This is a genomic window from Burkholderia sp. PvR073 (assembly GCF_054055695.1).
In genome coordinates this window covers 1540863-1557255 of the sequence record NZ_JBSRXO010000001.1, presented here as the reverse complement: position 1 = coordinate 1557255, position 16393 = coordinate 1540863, and the positions used below count along the sequence as shown (strand labels likewise).

12 protein-coding genes are annotated in these 16393 nt (G+C 66.2%); 3 read left to right on the top strand and 9 right to left on the bottom strand.

Annotation, left to right across the window (positions count from 1 at the left end):
- Positions 1-49: 49 nt before the first annotated feature.
- The gene (locus tag ACVK00_RS06905) at positions 50-490 is read right to left on the bottom strand and encodes a PACE efflux transporter (RefSeq protein ID WP_228908458.1); all 441 of its coding nucleotides are present in this window, start codon (positions 488-490) and stop codon (positions 50-52) included.
- A gap of 98 nt (positions 491-588) precedes the next feature.
- Between ACVK00_RS06905 and ACVK00_RS06900 the strand changes: the two genes are divergently transcribed.
- Entirely contained in the window at positions 589-1479 is an 891-nt protein-coding gene (locus ACVK00_RS06900) for a LysR family transcriptional regulator (protein WP_284894252.1), read from the top strand.
- Positions 1480-1668: 189 nt separating this feature from the next.
- A complete protein-coding gene (locus tag ACVK00_RS06895) occupies positions 1669-2586 on the top strand; it encodes a helix-turn-helix transcriptional regulator (protein WP_354123241.1) in 918 nt (305 codons plus the stop codon).
- Here ACVK00_RS06895 and ACVK00_RS06890 read toward each other — a convergent pair.
- The 8 genes from ACVK00_RS06890 to ACVK00_RS06855 form a co-directional block, all read right to left on the bottom strand.
- Complete coding sequence (locus ACVK00_RS06890; RefSeq protein ID WP_284894250.1) at positions 2549-3760, bottom strand: hypothetical protein; 1212 nt, start codon at positions 3758-3760, stop codon at positions 2549-2551. The two genes, ACVK00_RS06895 and ACVK00_RS06890, sit on opposite strands and share 38 nt — an antisense overlap.
- Before the next feature lie 328 nt (positions 3761-4088).
- Positions 4089-5378, bottom strand: coding sequence for a DUF6765 family protein (locus tag ACVK00_RS06885; protein ID WP_350227440.1), 1290 nt, complete (start codon positions 5376-5378; stop codon positions 4089-4091).
- Between the two features lie 44 nt (positions 5379-5422).
- Entirely contained in the window at positions 5423-7057 is a 1635-nt protein-coding gene (locus ACVK00_RS06880) for an LVIVD repeat-containing protein (RefSeq protein WP_284894248.1), read from the bottom strand.
- A 46-nt stretch (positions 7058-7103) separates the two neighbouring features.
- Positions 7104-7517: a hypothetical protein gene (locus tag ACVK00_RS06875; protein ID WP_284894247.1), complete on the bottom strand. Its 414-nt coding sequence runs from the start codon at positions 7515-7517 to the stop codon at positions 7104-7106.
- A gap of 748 nt (positions 7518-8265) precedes the next feature.
- Positions 8266-9807, bottom strand: coding sequence for a multidrug efflux transporter outer membrane subunit OpcM (gene opcM, locus ACVK00_RS06870; RefSeq protein ID WP_284894245.1), 1542 nt, complete (start codon positions 9805-9807; stop codon positions 8266-8268).
- Between the two features lie 10 nt (positions 9808-9817).
- Positions 9818-13048 (bottom strand): multidrug efflux RND transporter permease subunit CeoB, encoded by a 3231-nt coding sequence (ceoB, locus tag ACVK00_RS06865; RefSeq protein WP_228908461.1) that lies wholly within the window; start codon positions 13046-13048, stop codon positions 9818-9820.
- A 45-nt stretch (positions 13049-13093) separates the two neighbouring features.
- The gene (gene ceoA, locus ACVK00_RS06860; protein ID WP_006750354.1) at positions 13094-14311 is read right to left on the bottom strand and encodes a multidrug efflux RND transporter periplasmic adaptor subunit CeoA; all 1218 of its coding nucleotides are present in this window, start codon (positions 14309-14311) and stop codon (positions 13094-13096) included.
- A gap of 31 nt (positions 14312-14342) precedes the next feature.
- Positions 14343-15203 (bottom strand): alpha/beta hydrolase, encoded by an 861-nt coding sequence (locus tag ACVK00_RS06855; protein WP_166721242.1) that lies wholly within the window; start codon positions 15201-15203, stop codon positions 14343-14345.
- 174 nt (positions 15204-15377) lie between these two features.
- Between ACVK00_RS06855 and ceoR the strand changes: the two genes are divergently transcribed.
- A complete protein-coding gene (gene ceoR, locus ACVK00_RS06850; RefSeq protein ID WP_284894243.1) occupies positions 15378-16382 on the top strand; it encodes a putative multidrug efflux transcriptional regulator CeoR in 1005 nt (334 codons plus the stop codon).
- Positions 16383-16393: the final 11 nt, after the last annotated feature.

Below are 16393 nucleotides of genomic sequence, written 5' to 3'. Positions count from 1 at the left end.
CGACGCGAAACGACGCGGGCCGCCCCGCGTCGCTACGTCATCCCGTGCGTCACGCGACCGCTTCCGGTTTGCGCGTCACCGCATCCGGCAATCCGAACACGCTGTCGAACGACCAGTTGTACGCGAACGTGAAGATCGGGAAGAACACGATCAGCACCGCGTCGTACAGGAACGCCTGCAGCAGCGACACGTCGAGCCACCACGCGATCAGTGGAATCAGGAACGTCACGAGCGCGATCTGGAATCCGATCGCATGCACGACGCGCCGCCCGACGCTGCGCGTGGTTTCCGCACGCCGCCGCTCCCACGCCTCGAACCCGAAGTTGTAGAGGAAATTGACGGTGACGCCCGTCGTCGAGATCATCACGCCGAGCAGGCCGCTCGTCGTCGCGCTCGCGCCGCTCAGCATGCCGAGCACCGACGACGCGACGAGGATGCCGAGCACCTCGAACATCACGACGTAGACTATGCGTCTCTTCCATCCTTGCATGACCCATCACCTTCGTATCGAACAAGGTGGCGAGACTACAGCGGGCACTTCGCCCGCAAAAGTCAGGTCCTTTCAATTTTTCTGACAGGAGGCCGCACGTGCTGACCAGCGACCACATCGACATGCTGCTGACCGTCATCGACAAGGGCTCGTTCTCGGCAGCCGCGCGTGCGCTCGGTCGCACGCCGTCGGCCGTCAGCATGGCGATCGCGAATCTCGAGGCCGAGCTGGACCTCGTGCTGTTCGATCGCGGCACGCGCGAGCCGACGCCGACCGCCGCGATGGCCGCGCTGCTGCCCGATGCGCGGTCGATCGCCGAACGGCTGCAGGCGCTGCGCGCGCATGCGCAGCATCTGTCGGAAGGCGTCGAGGACACGCTGCGGCTCGGGCTCGCGGCGGAACTCGACGGCGCACCCGTTGCGCGCGCGCTGACCGCCGTCGCCGCGAAGTATCCGGCGCTCGCGATCAGCATCGTCACCGCGCCGCAGGACGCGATCGTCGACGCGCTGCATCGCGGCGCCGTCGATCTGTGCGTCGCGTACGGCGGGCTCGATCTTCATCCGCAGGAACAGATCCACGCGCTGTGGACCGAGACGCTGATCGCCGTCGCGGCGCCGGGACATCCGGCGATCGCAGAAGCCGCGCAGCCGGAGGCGATCGAGCGGTTGTCCGGTTTCCGGCAGATCGTGATCGCCGATCCGGAACGGCCGCTCACCGACGTGCGGCCGGTGATCGGCAATCGCACGTGGAAAGTGACCGACATGGCGACCGCGATCGCGTTGGTCAAGGCCGGCCACGGCTGGGCCAACCTGCCCGAATCGACGATCGGCCGATACGTCGACGACGGCGAGCTTGCGCCGCTCGTGTTCGCGAATATCCGCAACGGGCTACTGCTGCCGGTGTATCTGCGTCGGCCGAAGCACACGGGGCTTGGCAAGGCGGCGAGCGAGCTGGTGCGGGCGTTGCGGGCTGCCGCCGGCAATCCGTAGCCGTTGCGGCAGAAGCCGGCGCTGCCGGTGAGCCGCGGCGGCGCCTCGGGCACGCCGCCAGGTAAGACTCGAGTAAGCATCGCGACCTACAGTAGGGTCGTTCAAGCGCCCCGTGGCCGTACCGGGTCACGGCTCAGGAATCGCTCGCCAGATCAGACGAAAGGAGGACGCGTGGTCAGCCGGCCAGCCATGAGGGATGTCTGCGCGATTGCGCCGAACGGGACCCGCGGAAGCTGGCACCCGCCGCAGAAGTGGAGAAGACAGCCGGTCGCGCCATCGCTTGCGGCCGTCTCGATCGAGCACTACATCGCCGGCGCCACGGAGATCGTCGACCTGGAGACGACCGGACCGATCCTGGGCATGTACCTGCAGGCGCCGACGACGCTCGAGTTGCGAACGAACGGCGGCCGGTGGGCCCCGACCCGCATTCGCGGGCCGCTGGCCTATGTGCCGCCGGGATTTTCGTTTTCCGGCCGATGGTCCGACGAAATCGAATGGATCACCGTCCACTTCGACCCGTCATGGTTGTCGCGGACGGGCCTTCAGACCGCCGTCTGGTTTGCGTCGGCGGCGCTCCGGATGGACGTGATCGACGACTTGCTCATGCAGATCGTCCGCAGTCTCCATGAAGATGCCGTCGCCGGGATGCCGCAGGGCCCGACCTATGCGGAGGCGCTCGGGTCCGCCGCATTGCATCGCATGCTGCATCTGGAATCGCGGCCGCAAGCAAAGCAATACACGCATGCGGGCATGATGCACAAGGCCGGCGAATACATCCGGGCCAATTTCCAGGGCCCGCTGACGCTGATGATGGTGGCCGAGGCCGTCGGCTATCCGGGCGATCTCTACTCGTTCATCCGGACTTTCAGAAAGGCCAACGGGCTGACGCCGCACCAGTACATCATCGAGAGCCGCTTGCAGGCTGCTCGCCGCCTCATCGAGCGCGGACAATGCGACGTGACGGAAGCCGCACTCGACTGCGGCTTCTCGTCGGCCAGCCACTTTTCGGCGACGTTCCGCAAGCGATGGGGCGTGTCGCCATCCGAGCTCAAGCCACGTTCGGCGATCGTCACGCCAGAGGAAGCGAGAGAATCCACAGGCCGCTGATCGTCAACACGATCGTCAGAACCAGAAGCGGCAACTGGCCGACGATCGCCCTTCCGCCCGGTGCGCCGCTCCGGACGTCGATCGCATGAGTGAGCATCACGCTCACGATGTGGCCGCCGAGAATCAGAAGTACCTGCGCATGCCAGATGTATCCGACGTTGATGAGCGCCTGTGCCGCCGACACCTGATCGTCCGCGGCCGCTGCCGGCAGCAGGCGCCAGCCGAGCCCGAGCGGATCGGCCACGAGCGGGATGATCTGCCGTCCCTGGTCCCAGAACATCGTGAAGTAATGGCAGACGTTATAAAAGAACGCGATCGGCAGCAGTATCAGGCAGAACCGCCGCGAGAAAGCGGCCCCGTCCGACGCTGACCGCGAACCGATCGCACCCAGCGTGCAACAGCCGCGGAACAGCAGGTAGTACGCCACACCGACGACCGCGAACGCCAGCCATTGCCACGTCAGCAATAGCTCCGCCGAGAAGGCGTAGTTTTTCCCCAGCGACGGAATCAGATCGACGATGTGCGGATAGATGCGGCGCCAGAAGAACGTGTTCCACGGCGCGGTATCGCGCAACCCGTCGTAGGCCGTCGACGCCAACATGAACGACAGAAGCGCGACGATGCTGGTGTCCGCCGATGCGGCGCGCGACATGTCGGTAATCGGGTTGCGCAATTCGACGATCACGTCATGACGCTCGGACATACGCCATTTCAGCGGCGACAGCTTCGCGCACAACCCGCACAGCGTGCCGAACGTATCGAAGTGAGCGATCCATCGCTCACGCCCGAAGCAGAACGCACCGATCAGCGCATACGCGACATACGCGACGAGGAACAGGCCGACGTCTCGAGGCCGCCCCGCTCCGAACAGTTCCAGCGCGATGAGCGCAATATAGCCGCCCAACGCCGGCCACGATGCGAGGCGTGGCGGATAACGATAGCGACCGCGCTCCAGGACGGAGAAGCAGCGGGCGGCGATGCGCAACAGCAGCGCAAGCGGATTGGTGAATGCGTAGACGTCGCCCAGTATCGCGCTGACATAGAGCGAGCCCAGATAGAACCAGACCCAGAAACCCGACATCGCGAGATTCAGGAACGGGTTTGCGGTTCCTGCGATGCCGGCCACGATCAGAAGTGCGACGAATGCCGCACTCGCGATTTGCGCTGCGTTCACGATCGAAGCCGGGATTCGCAACGCCTTTCTTTTTCGTGTTCCCGAGCACCATCCCGGCGCGGGAACACGCGTGTCCGACACAAATGCCAGGACCATGAAAGACACCATGAGCGTGCCCGTGGCGGCATACGCGTACAGCCACAGCGGCACCGGCAAGTAGTACGGAATGTTCCACGCATGCGCACTCGCGCCGGTCGGCATGCACGTGAGAACCCATGCAGCCCAAGCGGCCAACCATCCCTTGCGGCGCCATGCGGGGCCTTCGAGGCGGTTCCTCACGTGCGCCGCCCCTTGTGCAATATCGTCGGGCATGTCCCAATCTTCCTGCTCAGTAGTCGGCGGACGAGATCCATCCCGTTACCTTCCAGCCGGATCCATGGCGCTTCTCCGACACGACGCCCAGGGTGTCGTACGGTGCATCGAGCAACTTGATGAGTGCAACGGCACGCGTGGCGCCGTCGCTCGAACGCGGTAGCAGAAACACCAGGAAAGGCAGGACCGGAGACGGCTTGTCCCCCTCCACGATCAGCGGCAGCACGGCATCGTTCAACGACTTGAACACCTCGAACGATGCCCGGTTGCGCGCAGACGCGGATGAGTGTGCTGTCGAATGCTGCGAGCCCTGGACGGCCAGATAGGCACCGTGGTCTCTCAGTCTCCATCCGACGAGCGCGTTGACCAGCGCATTGTCGGGCGGGTGCCCGCGTTCGGCTGAGAGCGCGGGCAGCCAGTGCTTGTCGACCGGCGACGTCGTGACCCAGTCGCCGAAGAAGCGCGTGTAGAAATCGACGAGATCCTCGTCGACGCCAGCCTGAACCGTCGGTGGCAGCGGTGTCGGCAAGTCGCGCCGCCCATGCCATCTGACGGCTTTCCACGCGAGACCGTCCGGCAGGCTGATGCCGTCGAGAAACGACGTATCCGCGATGCCGTTCGCGACGAACCAGTCCGACTTGGCCCGCTTCGTTCGTGCATGAACGAAGTCGGGAAGCCGTTGCCTTACTTGATCCCAGGGGGTCGCCTGCCGGGCCGCCCCATCGATCTTCGGATACCTCGTCATTTGCTGGTAGGTCGCCTTCGCCATTTCCTCCACGTCGGCGGCCCGACGCCACGTCAGGCCGGCCGCGTGACTCGACGGCGCGCCTTGATCGAGCGGTGCAGCCATCGCCAGACCGGCATCGCATTCGATCCCGTCACGGTGCCAGTCCGGAACGGAAGGCGTACCGCGATGGGCCCAGGAATCCTGCCACGCATGGAGCGCGCGGCCGAATTGGCCGAGCATGAATGCGGCCTTGCCGCCGCCGGCGTTGCCGAGCGCAGCGTCGATCAGCGCCAGCGCAGCCGGTCCGCCGGGCACGACGGTTCTTGTCTGCGCGTCGGCCGGCACACTGCGTGCGCTGGGATAGTGCCGGGCCTGCGCGTCGACGGCATCCGGAACGAAGCGCGACAGGCACGCGTACTGCAGCGGCGACGTCATGTACTCGATCGACCCCGCGTCGACGCGCTGATCCGCGAGCGCAATGGCTTCGGCGTCGCGCGGCGCGAAGCCGGCCTGCTGCGCGAGCCACAGCGTGAGGCCGAAGTGCACATCGGCCTCGAAACCGGCACAGGTCAGCGGCATCGCGAGCGCAGTCGCGCAAGCAAGCAGGCGACATCCCAGGCGTGTCAATTGCCGATCTCCGTCGCCTTCGCGCTTTCCGGGAACGGCCAGCTGCCGTTCTCGAATGACAGGACCAGCATGCCGTTGTCCTGGCACGCGGTGGTCAGCAAATGCCGGTCGAAGTCGAAATCGAGGCGCGACGCGCACCAGTCCGGCCCGCCCGCGCGGTATTGGCCGAACATGAGGTGCGCGGAGCCCGCGCCCGGCGACTTCGCGGAGGCCGGATTGTAGTACGCGATCTCCTTGGGCTTCGACGGGTCGCGAATGTCGAAGACGCGAATGCCGGAGTTGAAATAGCTGCACGCGAGCGCGGTCGCGTTCTGCCGGTTGTCGACGCTGCAGTAGTGCGCGCCATACGTGAAGGTGGTCAGGCCCGCGATATCGGGAATGACCTTGCTGCAGTTCGCGATCGCGTGCGTTTCGAGCCGGAGTTCCGACACCAGCCGCGGTGTGGCTTCGTTGGACATGTCGTAGATGTGCCCCATCGGGAACGGCGCCACGCCGGCATTGCACGCGGCTTTGACGGCCGTTGCGCCCGGATCCTGAAGCCCGCCGGCCCCGCCCTCGTCGACTTCGATCAGATAGGGTTTCCCCGCCACGGAGAACGAGATCGTATGTTGCGCAATGCTGCCGTCCCGCACCGGTACCGTCGCGATCCGGTGCATCTGCGCATTGGGACGCCGACTCTGCACTTCGCTGGTATCGACGACGAAGAAGCCGTTGTCGCCGGTCGCGTTCGCGTCGTTCAGCGGCGGTGCGCCCATGCCGACCGCCGCGCCGCCGTTCCCCGACGCGACGAAGTACGCGCGGGTCCCGTCCTGGCTCACCGACAGGCCGTGGGAAAAAGTACCCATGCCCAGATCCGACAGGCTGATGGCGGAAATCATTTTCGGCCGGGTCGGCACGGTCAGGTCGACCGCGTAATAGGCTTTCGTGAAAGCCCCACCGACGTAATACGTCAGTCCGTCCGGCGAGAATCCGCCTTCGTGGCCGAGCGGCTTGGCGGCCGGAACGATGCCGCCGTCCGCGCCGGTACCGACGGGCACGCTGGCCAGCAATTGCGGCCGTGTGCAATCCGAAGCAATGTCGTACAGGTCAATCTCTGGGCCCCCACCGCCACCCAGGCCGTTGTCGGCGGCCAGGATCCCGCGCGCGACGTTCACGCGCAGCGACTCCCACGGGTCGATCATCGACGTGGACGTCAGCGAGCTCACCCGCACCGGTTGCGCCGGGTCGGTGATGTCGATCACCGGCACGCCGGGGTTCACACGCGGCGGCGCGGCGGGATTGTTGAACAGCGCGTTTGCGCCCATCGTCGCGTGATAGAAGCAGGTCTGGCCTTTCCTGTCGGTATAGGTGGCGGCGGACCACGACGCGCCTTCGCCCTGAAGCTGGCCGACGCGCTTCAGATTGCAGTTGAAACCGCCGAAGCCGGTCTGCCGAAGCGCCGCCGGCACCTGCCCTTGCAGCGCGGTCTCGGGCGTATCGCCCGGACTGCAGTGCGGCACGCGCGGAACGACATAGTCGGCCACGGATACGCCGGACACGGCCGCCGGTGTATCGTCGGCCTCTCCACCGCAGCCGGCCAGCACGAACACGCCGAGCGACAGCGCAATCGCTGCGCGAATCGGTAATTGCATCGTTGTCTCCTTTCGTCTTGTTTGTCGTGATGGAATTGCGTTGCAGTCACGGCCGTGGATAGATTTCGATCACGGCGACCTCGATCGGGTCGCCTGTCCGGCCATGGAAGTGCAGCGAGAAACGCCCGGTGACGCCGACCGGGAGGATGTCCAGCGACTGCGCACGCCCGGAAGCGCATACGGCGAACGCGCCCGGTATTTCATGCGCCATCAGGACGCCGGCTTCGTTTGCGAGCACGTCGATATGCACCGGCACCCCTTCGCGAATCACAATCACGGGCCGCTCCCACGGCGCCCTGGCGCGGTCCACGTGGACTGAGAAATGCTGTGGCTCCAGCGGTGCCGGCGATGCCCGCGACACGTGCCTCGCGACGCCGTAGGCCAGCACCAGTGTCACGGCGATGACGATCCCTGCACGCACGCGGCTTCGCCGCGGCAGACGCCCTGCCTCGATGCTCATGCTTCGTTCCATCGGCGTTCGCGCCACGCAACGTGGCTCCGTCAGACCGCCCGCCAATCGGGCGGAATCGATATCGATGGATGGTAGTGACCGGTGCTGCGGTGAGATATCGGCTTATTGCGGACTGTCGAGAAATTGCGTACCGAATAACCCGAGTAGTCGCGACGGATGAAGGGCCGTGCCGAAGTCGCTTCGGCGGCGGCGAGAAGAAGACATGATCCTGCCGACGCTTGTCGCCCGGAATTGCATCGATGCGGGCAGCGAACGGCCTGCCAGCGACACAGGCGAGCCGCACGCGCCAACCGAACGAGACCGCACGCTGCGCGCCTCGGGCTGTGGATGACGATCGATAACCGGTGTGGCGGCGATCGCCGCCACACCGTCGGCCAATCCGCGCCGACTTGACCGTTAGTTGCAGTTAATTAATACGCTGCCGCCTTGATCGAATGGACCAGCGATGCGTTGTCGTAGCGGCGTCCGGCAATGCCTCATCCGCCGTCGACTGCGTGAACGACAATCACCCGCCTCTGCGTCGCCGCCAGCCATCCGCCCGCACGGCGCTGCCGTCGGGCCGATACGCGGTGGTGATCGCCGAGCGCACGGATGCCCAGCCGAAGCCGGAGCAACGCGCATCACGCATGCCCCATGAAAAAACCCGATCCGCGTCACCGCGAATCGGGCTCTTGCTTCGACCATGCCGCTGCTTCGGCGCGCATGAAAATCACCCATGCGCGCCCGCGTGCCACGTTCAACGCACGGCGACTTCCTGCTTCCCCGTCGCCGCATCGCCCACCGCCGTCGGCGCCGGTGCATTCCCCCACCCGCCACCCAGCGCGCGAATCAGGTTCACGGTCGACACGGCCTGCGCACCGGTCAGCTGGTTCGCCTGCAATTGCGACTGCAGCACCGACCGCTCGCTGTCGATCACGTCGAGATAGGCGACTTCGCCTTCCTGATACTGCGTCCGCGACAGCGTCGCCGCACGGCGCGACGCGTTGACGGCCGCATCCTGCGCGCGAATCTGGTCGTCGAGCAGACGCAGATCGGCGAGATTGTCCTCGACCTCGCGGAACGCGACGAGCACCTGCTGCCGGTAGTTCGCGACCTGCTCGTCGTATTGCGCGCGCGCCTGCTGCACGCCGGCCGCACGCCGCCCGCCGTCGAACAGCGGCAGCGTCAGCGCGGTACCGGCGAACGGTCCGAGCAGGAACGTGCGGCTCGACCACAGGAACAGGTTGCCGAGCGTCGACGCCTCATACCCGAACGCGCCCGTGATATCGAGCTTCGGGAAATACGCCGACTTCGCCAGGCCGATCCGCGCATTCGCCGCCGCCATCGCGCGCTCGGCCGCCGACACGTCCGGGCGCCGTTCGAGCAGCGCGGACGGCAGTCCCGCCGGGACCTTCACCGCGATCGGCACGATCGGCGTTTCCTTGAACGCGAAGTCCGCGGGCGCCTTGCCGAGCAGGATCGCGAGCGCATGCTCGGACGCCGCACGCCGGCGCGCGACGCCGACCGCATCGGCCTGCGCGGTCGCCAGTTCGTTCTTCGCACGCGACACGTCGAGCTCGCTGATGTCGCCTTCGTTGAAGCGACGCTGCACGAGCTTCAGCGCCTGGTCGCGCAGCTCGACCGTGCGGCGGTACAGGTCCTGGTCCGAGTCGAGCTGGCGCAGTTCGAAGTAGTTCTGCGCGACGTCCGCCTGCAGCGCGAGCTGCACCGAGCGGAACAGCGCTTCGCTCTGCGCCTGGTCGGCGCGCGACGCCTCGACGTTGCGGCTCACGCGGCCGAACAGGTCGGCCTCGTAGGACACCGTGCCCTGTGCGCGCCACAGCGTCGCGTTGGTCGGGCCCGTGCCCTGCGGCTGGAGCTGCGATGCCGACGACAGCCCCTCGCGCGTCGGCCCGAACCCGGCGCCGACCTGCGGGAACCACTGCGAGCGCGCGGTGCGGGTCGCCGCACGCGCTTCCTCGACGCGCGCCGCCGCGGCCTTCAGGTTCTGGTTCGCGGCGAGCGCCTGCGACTCGAGCGAGTCGAGCACCGGATCGCCGAACACCTTCCACCATTCGCCGCGATGCTCGCCGTCCGCCGGTTCGGCGGTCTTCCACGTGCCGGCCTGTTCGCCGGCCGCGAGCGTCGGCGCTTCCTTGAACGCCGCGGGCGTCGACACGTCCGGGCGCTTGTAGTCCGGGCCCACCGCGCACGCGGCGAGCAGCGTCGCGAGCAGGGTGCTCGCGGCCGCCACCTTCGCGAAGCGCATCAGGCCATTCGAGTTGTACATGTTATCCATCTTGTTGTCCTCAAGCATCCGTAGCCGGCACGCCCGTAGCCGGCACGCCCGAACCCGACGCGCCCGACGGCGACACGCCATAGCCGGCCGAGTCCTTGCCGGCGACGTGGATCTTGCCGCCCGCGAGCGTGCGCAGCACCACGTAGAACACCGGCGTCAGCATCAGGCCGAACAGCGTCACGCCGAGCATCCCGAAGAACACCGCGATACCCATCGCATGCCGCATCTCCGAGCCCGCACCCGTCGACGTGACGAGCGGCACGACGCCCATGATGAATGCGATCGACGTCATCAGGATCGGGCGCAGCCGCAGCCGGCTCGCCTCGATCGCGGCCTCGAGCGGCGTCCTGCCGTCATGCTCCAGTTCGCGTGCGAATTCGACGATCAGGATCGCGTTCTTCGCCGACAGCCCCACCAGCACCATCAAGCCGATCTGCGTGAAGATGTTGTTGTCGCCCTGCGTGAGCCACACGCCCGTGAGTGCCGACAGAATGCTCATCGGCACGATCAGGATCACCGCGAGCGGCAGCGTCAGGCTTTCATACAGCGCGGCGAGCACCAGGAAAACGAGCAGCACGCTGATCGGGAACACCCACATCGCCGAATCGCCCGCAAGAATCTGCTGGTACGTGAGGTCGGTCCACTCGAACCGCACGCCGCGCGGCAGCGTTTCATGCGCGATGCGCTCGACCGCGGCCTGCGCCTGACCCGACGAGAAGCCCGGCGCCGGGCCGCCGTTGATGTCGGCTGCCGTGTAGCCGTTGTAGCGCACGACCATTTCCGGGCCGAACGTCGGCGTCACCGTGACGAGCGACGACAGCGGCACCATCTCGCCCTTGTCGTTGCGCGTCTTCAGCTGCAGGATGTCGTCCGCGCGCTGACGGAACGGCGCATCGGCCTGCACGCGCACCTGGTACACGCGCCCGAAGCGGTTGAAGTCGTTCACGTACAGCGAGCCGAGATACACCTGCATCGTGTTGAACACGTCGGTGACCGGCACGCCGAGCTGCTTCGCCTTCACGCGGTCGAGATCGACGTTGAGCTGCGGCACGTTGATCTGGTAGCTCGTAAACAACGGGCCCAGTTCCGGCGCCTGCTGCGCGCGCTTGATGAAGTCGTTGGTCGCGTCCGACAGCTTCGCGTAGCCAACTGCCCCACGATCCTCGATCTGCATCTTGAACCCGCCGAGCGTACCGAGGCCGAGCACCGGCGGCGGCGGGAACACCGCAACGAACGAGTCTTTCATCGCGCTGTATTGCTGGTTCAGCGCCCCCGCGATCGCGCCGGCCGACAGCGCCTTGCCGTGCCGTTCCGAGAACGGCTTGAGCGTGACGAACACGATGCCCGCGCTCGAGCTGTTCGTGAAGCCGTTCACCGACAGCCCCGGGAACGCGACCGCGCTCTCGACGCCCGGCTGCTTCAGCGCGATCGAACCCATGTCGCGGATCACCTTCTCGGTGCGGTCGAGCGACGCGCCGTTCGGCAGCTGCGCGAACGCGATCAGGTATTCCTTGTCCTGCGCGGGCACGAAACCGCCCGGCACGATCTTCGACACCAGCACGGTCGCGCCCACCAGCACGAGGTACACGCCGAGCATCAGCGTCTTGCGCGACAGCACGCCGCGCACGCCGCGGCCGTAGTTCTCCGCGCCGCGATGGAACACCTTGTTGAAGCGCTTGAAGAAACCGCCGAGCACGCGGTTCATCACGCGCGTGAGCCAGTCCTCCTTGTCGCCATGCCCCTTCAGCAGGATCGCGGACAGCGCCGGCGACAGCGTCAGCGAGTTGAACGCCGAGATCACCGTCGAGATCGCGATCGTCATCGCGAACTGCTTGTAGAACTGACCGGTCAGGCCCGACATGAACGCGAGCGGCACGAACACGGCGACGAGCGTCAGCGCGATCGCGATGATCGGCCCGCTCACTTCCTGCATCGCCTTGTAGGTCGCCTGCCGCGCGTTCATCCCGCTTTCGATGTTGCGCTCGACGTTCTCGACCACCACGATCGCATCGTCGACCACGATACCGATCGCGAGCACCATCCCGAACAACGACAACGCGTTGATCGAATAGCCGAAGCCGAGCAGCAGCGAGAACGTACCGATGATCGACACCGGCACCGCGATCAGCGGAATCAGCGACGCGCGCCAGGTCTGCAGGAACACGATCACGACGATCACGACCAGCGCGATCGCTTCGAGCAGCGTATGCACGACGGCCTTGATCGACGAACGCACGAACTGCGTCGGGTCATAGACGATCTTGTAGTCGATGCCGGCCGGCATGTCCTGCTTCAGCTCGGCCATCGTCTTGCGCACTTCGTCGGAGATCTGCAGCGAGTTCGCGCCCGGCGACTGATTGATCGCCATCGCGACGGCCGGCTTGTTGTCGAGCAGCGAGCGCAGCCCGTACTCGGACGCGTCGAGTTCGATTCGCGCGATGTCGCGCAGGTGCGTGACGCCGCCGTCCGGCGTCGTCTTCACGACGATGTCGCCGAACTCGTCTTCCGTCTGCAGACGGCCGCGCGCGTTCACCGATAGCTGCAGCGGCGTGCCCGGCAACGACGGCGACGCGCCGATCACGCCGGCCGCGACCTGCACGTTCTGCTCGCGGATCGACTGCACGACGTCCTCGGCGGACAGCCCGCGCTGCGCGACCTTCTGCGGATCGAGCCACACGCGCATCGCGTAGTCGCCCGAACCCCACAGCTGCACCTGGCCGACGCCCTGGATCCGCGACAGGCGATCCTTCACGTTGATCAGCGCGTAGTTGCGCAGGTAGGTCATGTCATAGCGGTTGTCCGGCGAGATCAGGTGGACCACCATGGTCAACGTCGGCGAGCTCTTCACCGTGGTGATGCCGAGCCGCTGCACGTCTTCCGGCAGGCGCGGCAGCGCCTGGTTCACGCGGTTCTGCACGAGCTGCGTGGCCTTGTCCGGATCGGTGCCGAGCTTGAACGTGACGGTGATCGTCATGTTGCCGTCGCTGTTCGCCTGCGACTGCATGTAGAGCATGTCCTCGACGCCGTTGATCTGCTCTTCCAGCGGCGACGCGACCGTCTCGGCGATCACTTTCGGGTTCGCGCCCGGGTATTGCGCCTTCACGATCACGGAAGGCGGCACGACTTCCGGATATTCCGAAATCGGCAGCAGGAACATCGCGATCACCCCGCCGAGCAGGATGATCACCGATAGGACTCCTGCAAAGATCGGCCGGTCGATAAAGAATTTGGAAATGTTCATGGGTTGCTCTGTCTGGTTGAACGCGGAAACGAAGCGGCGGGCCGCTTACGAATCCGCCTTCGCCGGTGCGGCCGGCTTCGCGGTGCTCGCGAGCGGCGCGGACGGCGCATCGCCGCCCGTCATCGGGACCATGTGCGGCTTCACCTGCTCGCCGGGTCGGACACGCTGCGTGCCGTTCACGACCACGCGGTCGCCGGCGGAAAGTCCGCTCACGATGACGCGACGATTGCCGTGCTGCATCCCTTGCTGCACTTCGCGATACGACACGCGGCCCTGCTGGTCGACGACGAACACGAACTTCTTGTCCTGGTCCGTGTTGATCGCCGCGTCGTCCACGAGCAGTGCCTGGTGCGGCGCGCTACCGCCCACCTTCACGCGCGCGTAAAGGCCTGGCACGAGTGCGCCGTCCGCATTGTCGAAGCGTGCGCGCACGCGGATCGTCCCGGACGACGTGTCGAGCCGGTTGTCGACCGAATCGATCTCGCCGCTGCGCGAGTAGCCGGTTTCGTTCGCGAGACCGAGCTCGACCGGCACCTTGCGGCCGTTACGCGCGCCGTTGATGTATTGCAGGTAGGTCTGCTCGTCCGCGTCGAATGATGCGTAGATCGGCGACACCGACACCAGCGTCGTCAGCGGGGCGGCCGACGCGCCGGCCGACACGACGTTGCCGAGCGTGATTTCCGCGCGCGACACGCGGCCCGAGACCGGCGCCGTGATCCGCGTATAGCCGAGGTTGATGCGTGCCGTTTCCAGCGCGGCTTCGGCGGCCTTCAGGTTCGCGCTCGCCTCGCGCGCGGCGTTCTGCTTCTCGTCGTAGTCGCGCTTGGCGATCGCGTTGTCGCCGATCAGCCGTTGCGCGCGCTGCCAGTCGCTCTGCGCGTAGCCGTTGCGTGCCTGCGCGCCGGCGAGCTGCGCCGCGGCACGATCGACTTCCGCCTGGTACGGACGCGGATCGATCACGAACAGCACGTCGCCTTTCTTCACGAGCGCGCCGTCCTTGAAGTTCACCGCGACGATCGTGCCCGACACCTGCGGGCGCACGTCGACTTTCTCGACCGCCTCGAGGCGGCCCGAATAGCTTTGCCAGTCGGTGACGGTCTGCGGCACGACGGTCGCGACGTCGACTTCGGGCAGCGGCGCCGCCGCTTTTTCGGGCGCGTTCGCGCTCACGCGCATCGCGCCGAACGTGCCGAGGCCGACGACGGCGAGCGTCACGATCGCCGCGGTGGCGATTCGGGAACGGGAGGTGCGTAGGATGGCCATGTGGATCTCCAGTAAGCGTGGATTGGTCTGGTTATTCGGAACGGTTCGGCTGGCGCGCCTGGAAGCGGCACTGGAAGAAGCGCACGGCTTCCTCGAGCGCGGCTTCGTGCGTCGCGAGCGCCGCGTGCGTGACGTCCGGGTAGCGGATCACCTGCGTGAGCACGCCCGATGAAATCAGGCAGCCCGCATATTTCTCCGCTTCGACGTGCAGCACGTCGTTCTGCGCGGTGACGACGAGCGTCGGCGGCAGGCCCGCGAGGCGCACCGATTCGAGCGGCGCCGCATACGGGTGCATGCGCTGCGCCGCCTGCGGCAGATAGGCGCGATAACAGGCCGCGCATTCGCGCGCGGTGATGTCGGATGACAGGCGTTCGGCGTCGCCGATGCGCGTCATGCTCGGGTCGAGCATCGGCCCGAACAGCGCCTGCGCGGCGATCGACACTTCGCCGCGATCGCGCGCGATGAACGCGAGACAGTTCGCGAGCTGGCCGCCCGCGTCGTGCCCCGCGACGCCGATCTTCTTCGGATTGCCGCCGAACGCGCGGGCGCGCGTCGCGGCCCACACGGCGGCGCGATACGCATCCTCCGGCGCGGCCGGAAAAGGAAAGGCCGGCGCGAGCGAATAATCGACCGACACTACGAGAGCTGGTAAGCGTTCTGCTAAAAAGCGCGCGGCGAAGTCGGCGTCGTCGAGCGAGCCGCGCACGAAACCGCCGCCGTGGAAGTAAAGCACTACCGGCAGTCCGGTCTTGTCCGCGCGCCGATAGAGGCGCAGCACGATGTCCTGCGCGTAGCCGGGGATTTCCACCTCCGCGACCGTCAGTGCCGCGCCGGCTCTGGCTTCGGCGGGCAATGCGGCTTTCAGGAATTTGCTGAATTCAGAAGCGTCCATGACGATGCAGGATCCATTTCGAGATGGAACGAATTCTGGGTCCGGCAGACATTGGGATAAATGCCTATAATCCGGCAACACAATTCAACACCCCCGAACAATCCTAGGCTGCGTTTACCCACGAGGTAGCGCAGCCTTGTTGTTCCGGTGGCTCATTAGATTGCGGAGGTTGTGATGGACCGGCTTCAGGCCATGCAGGTGTTTACTCGCGTCGTCGATACAAGCAGCTTCACCAAGGCAGCAGAAACGCTCAGCCTGCCGCGGGCGTCCGTCACGACGATCATCCAGAATCTCGAAGCATTCCTCGGCGTGCGCCTGATGCACCGGACCACACGCCGGCTGTCGCTCACGCCGGACGGCGCCGCGTACTACGAACGGTGCGTGCGGATCCTCGCCGATGTCGAGGAAACCGAAGCAAGCTTCCAGGCGAACAACCGCAAGCCGCACGGAAAGTTGCGTATCGACATGCCGGGCTCGATCGGGCGGCTGCTCGTGATCCCGTCACTGTGCGAATTCCATACGCGCTACCCGGACATCGATCTGCAGCTCGGCCTGTCCGACCGGCCGGTCGACCTGCTGCAGGAAGGCGTCGACTGCGTGATCCGCGTCGGTGCGCTGCAGGACTCGTCGCTCGTCGCGCGCCGCGTCGGCCTGTTCGAATGCGTTTCGGTCGCGGCACCCGCGTATCTGGAGAAGTACGGCGAACCACAGACGATCGAGGACCTGAGCGATCACAAGGCCGTCAATTACTTCTCGAGCCGCACGGGCCGCACGATCGACTGGACGTTCCTGACCGACGGCAAGGAAGTCGAGGTCAAGATGAACGCGATCGTGTCGGTCAACGACGCCGACGCGTACGTGACGTGCGGGCTCGAAGGCTTCGGGCTGGTCCAGCCGCCGCTGTTCATGGTGCTGCCGCACCTGCGCGACGGCCGGCTCAAGGAAGTGCTGCCCGGCCTGAAGCCGCTGCCGATGCCGATCTCGGTCGTGTATCCGCACAGCCGGCACCTGTCGCCGAAGGTGCGCGTATTCGTCGACTGGATCGCCGAAGTGTTCGACCGCTGCCCGCTGCTGAGCGGCAAGGGCAGCCTCGACGCGACGTGCAGCAAGCGCACGTTCGAGGAAGCCGAGCGCGCGCCGGTGCTCGACACGCCGGTCATCAACGAGTGGGTCGCGTAAAGGGCAACGGC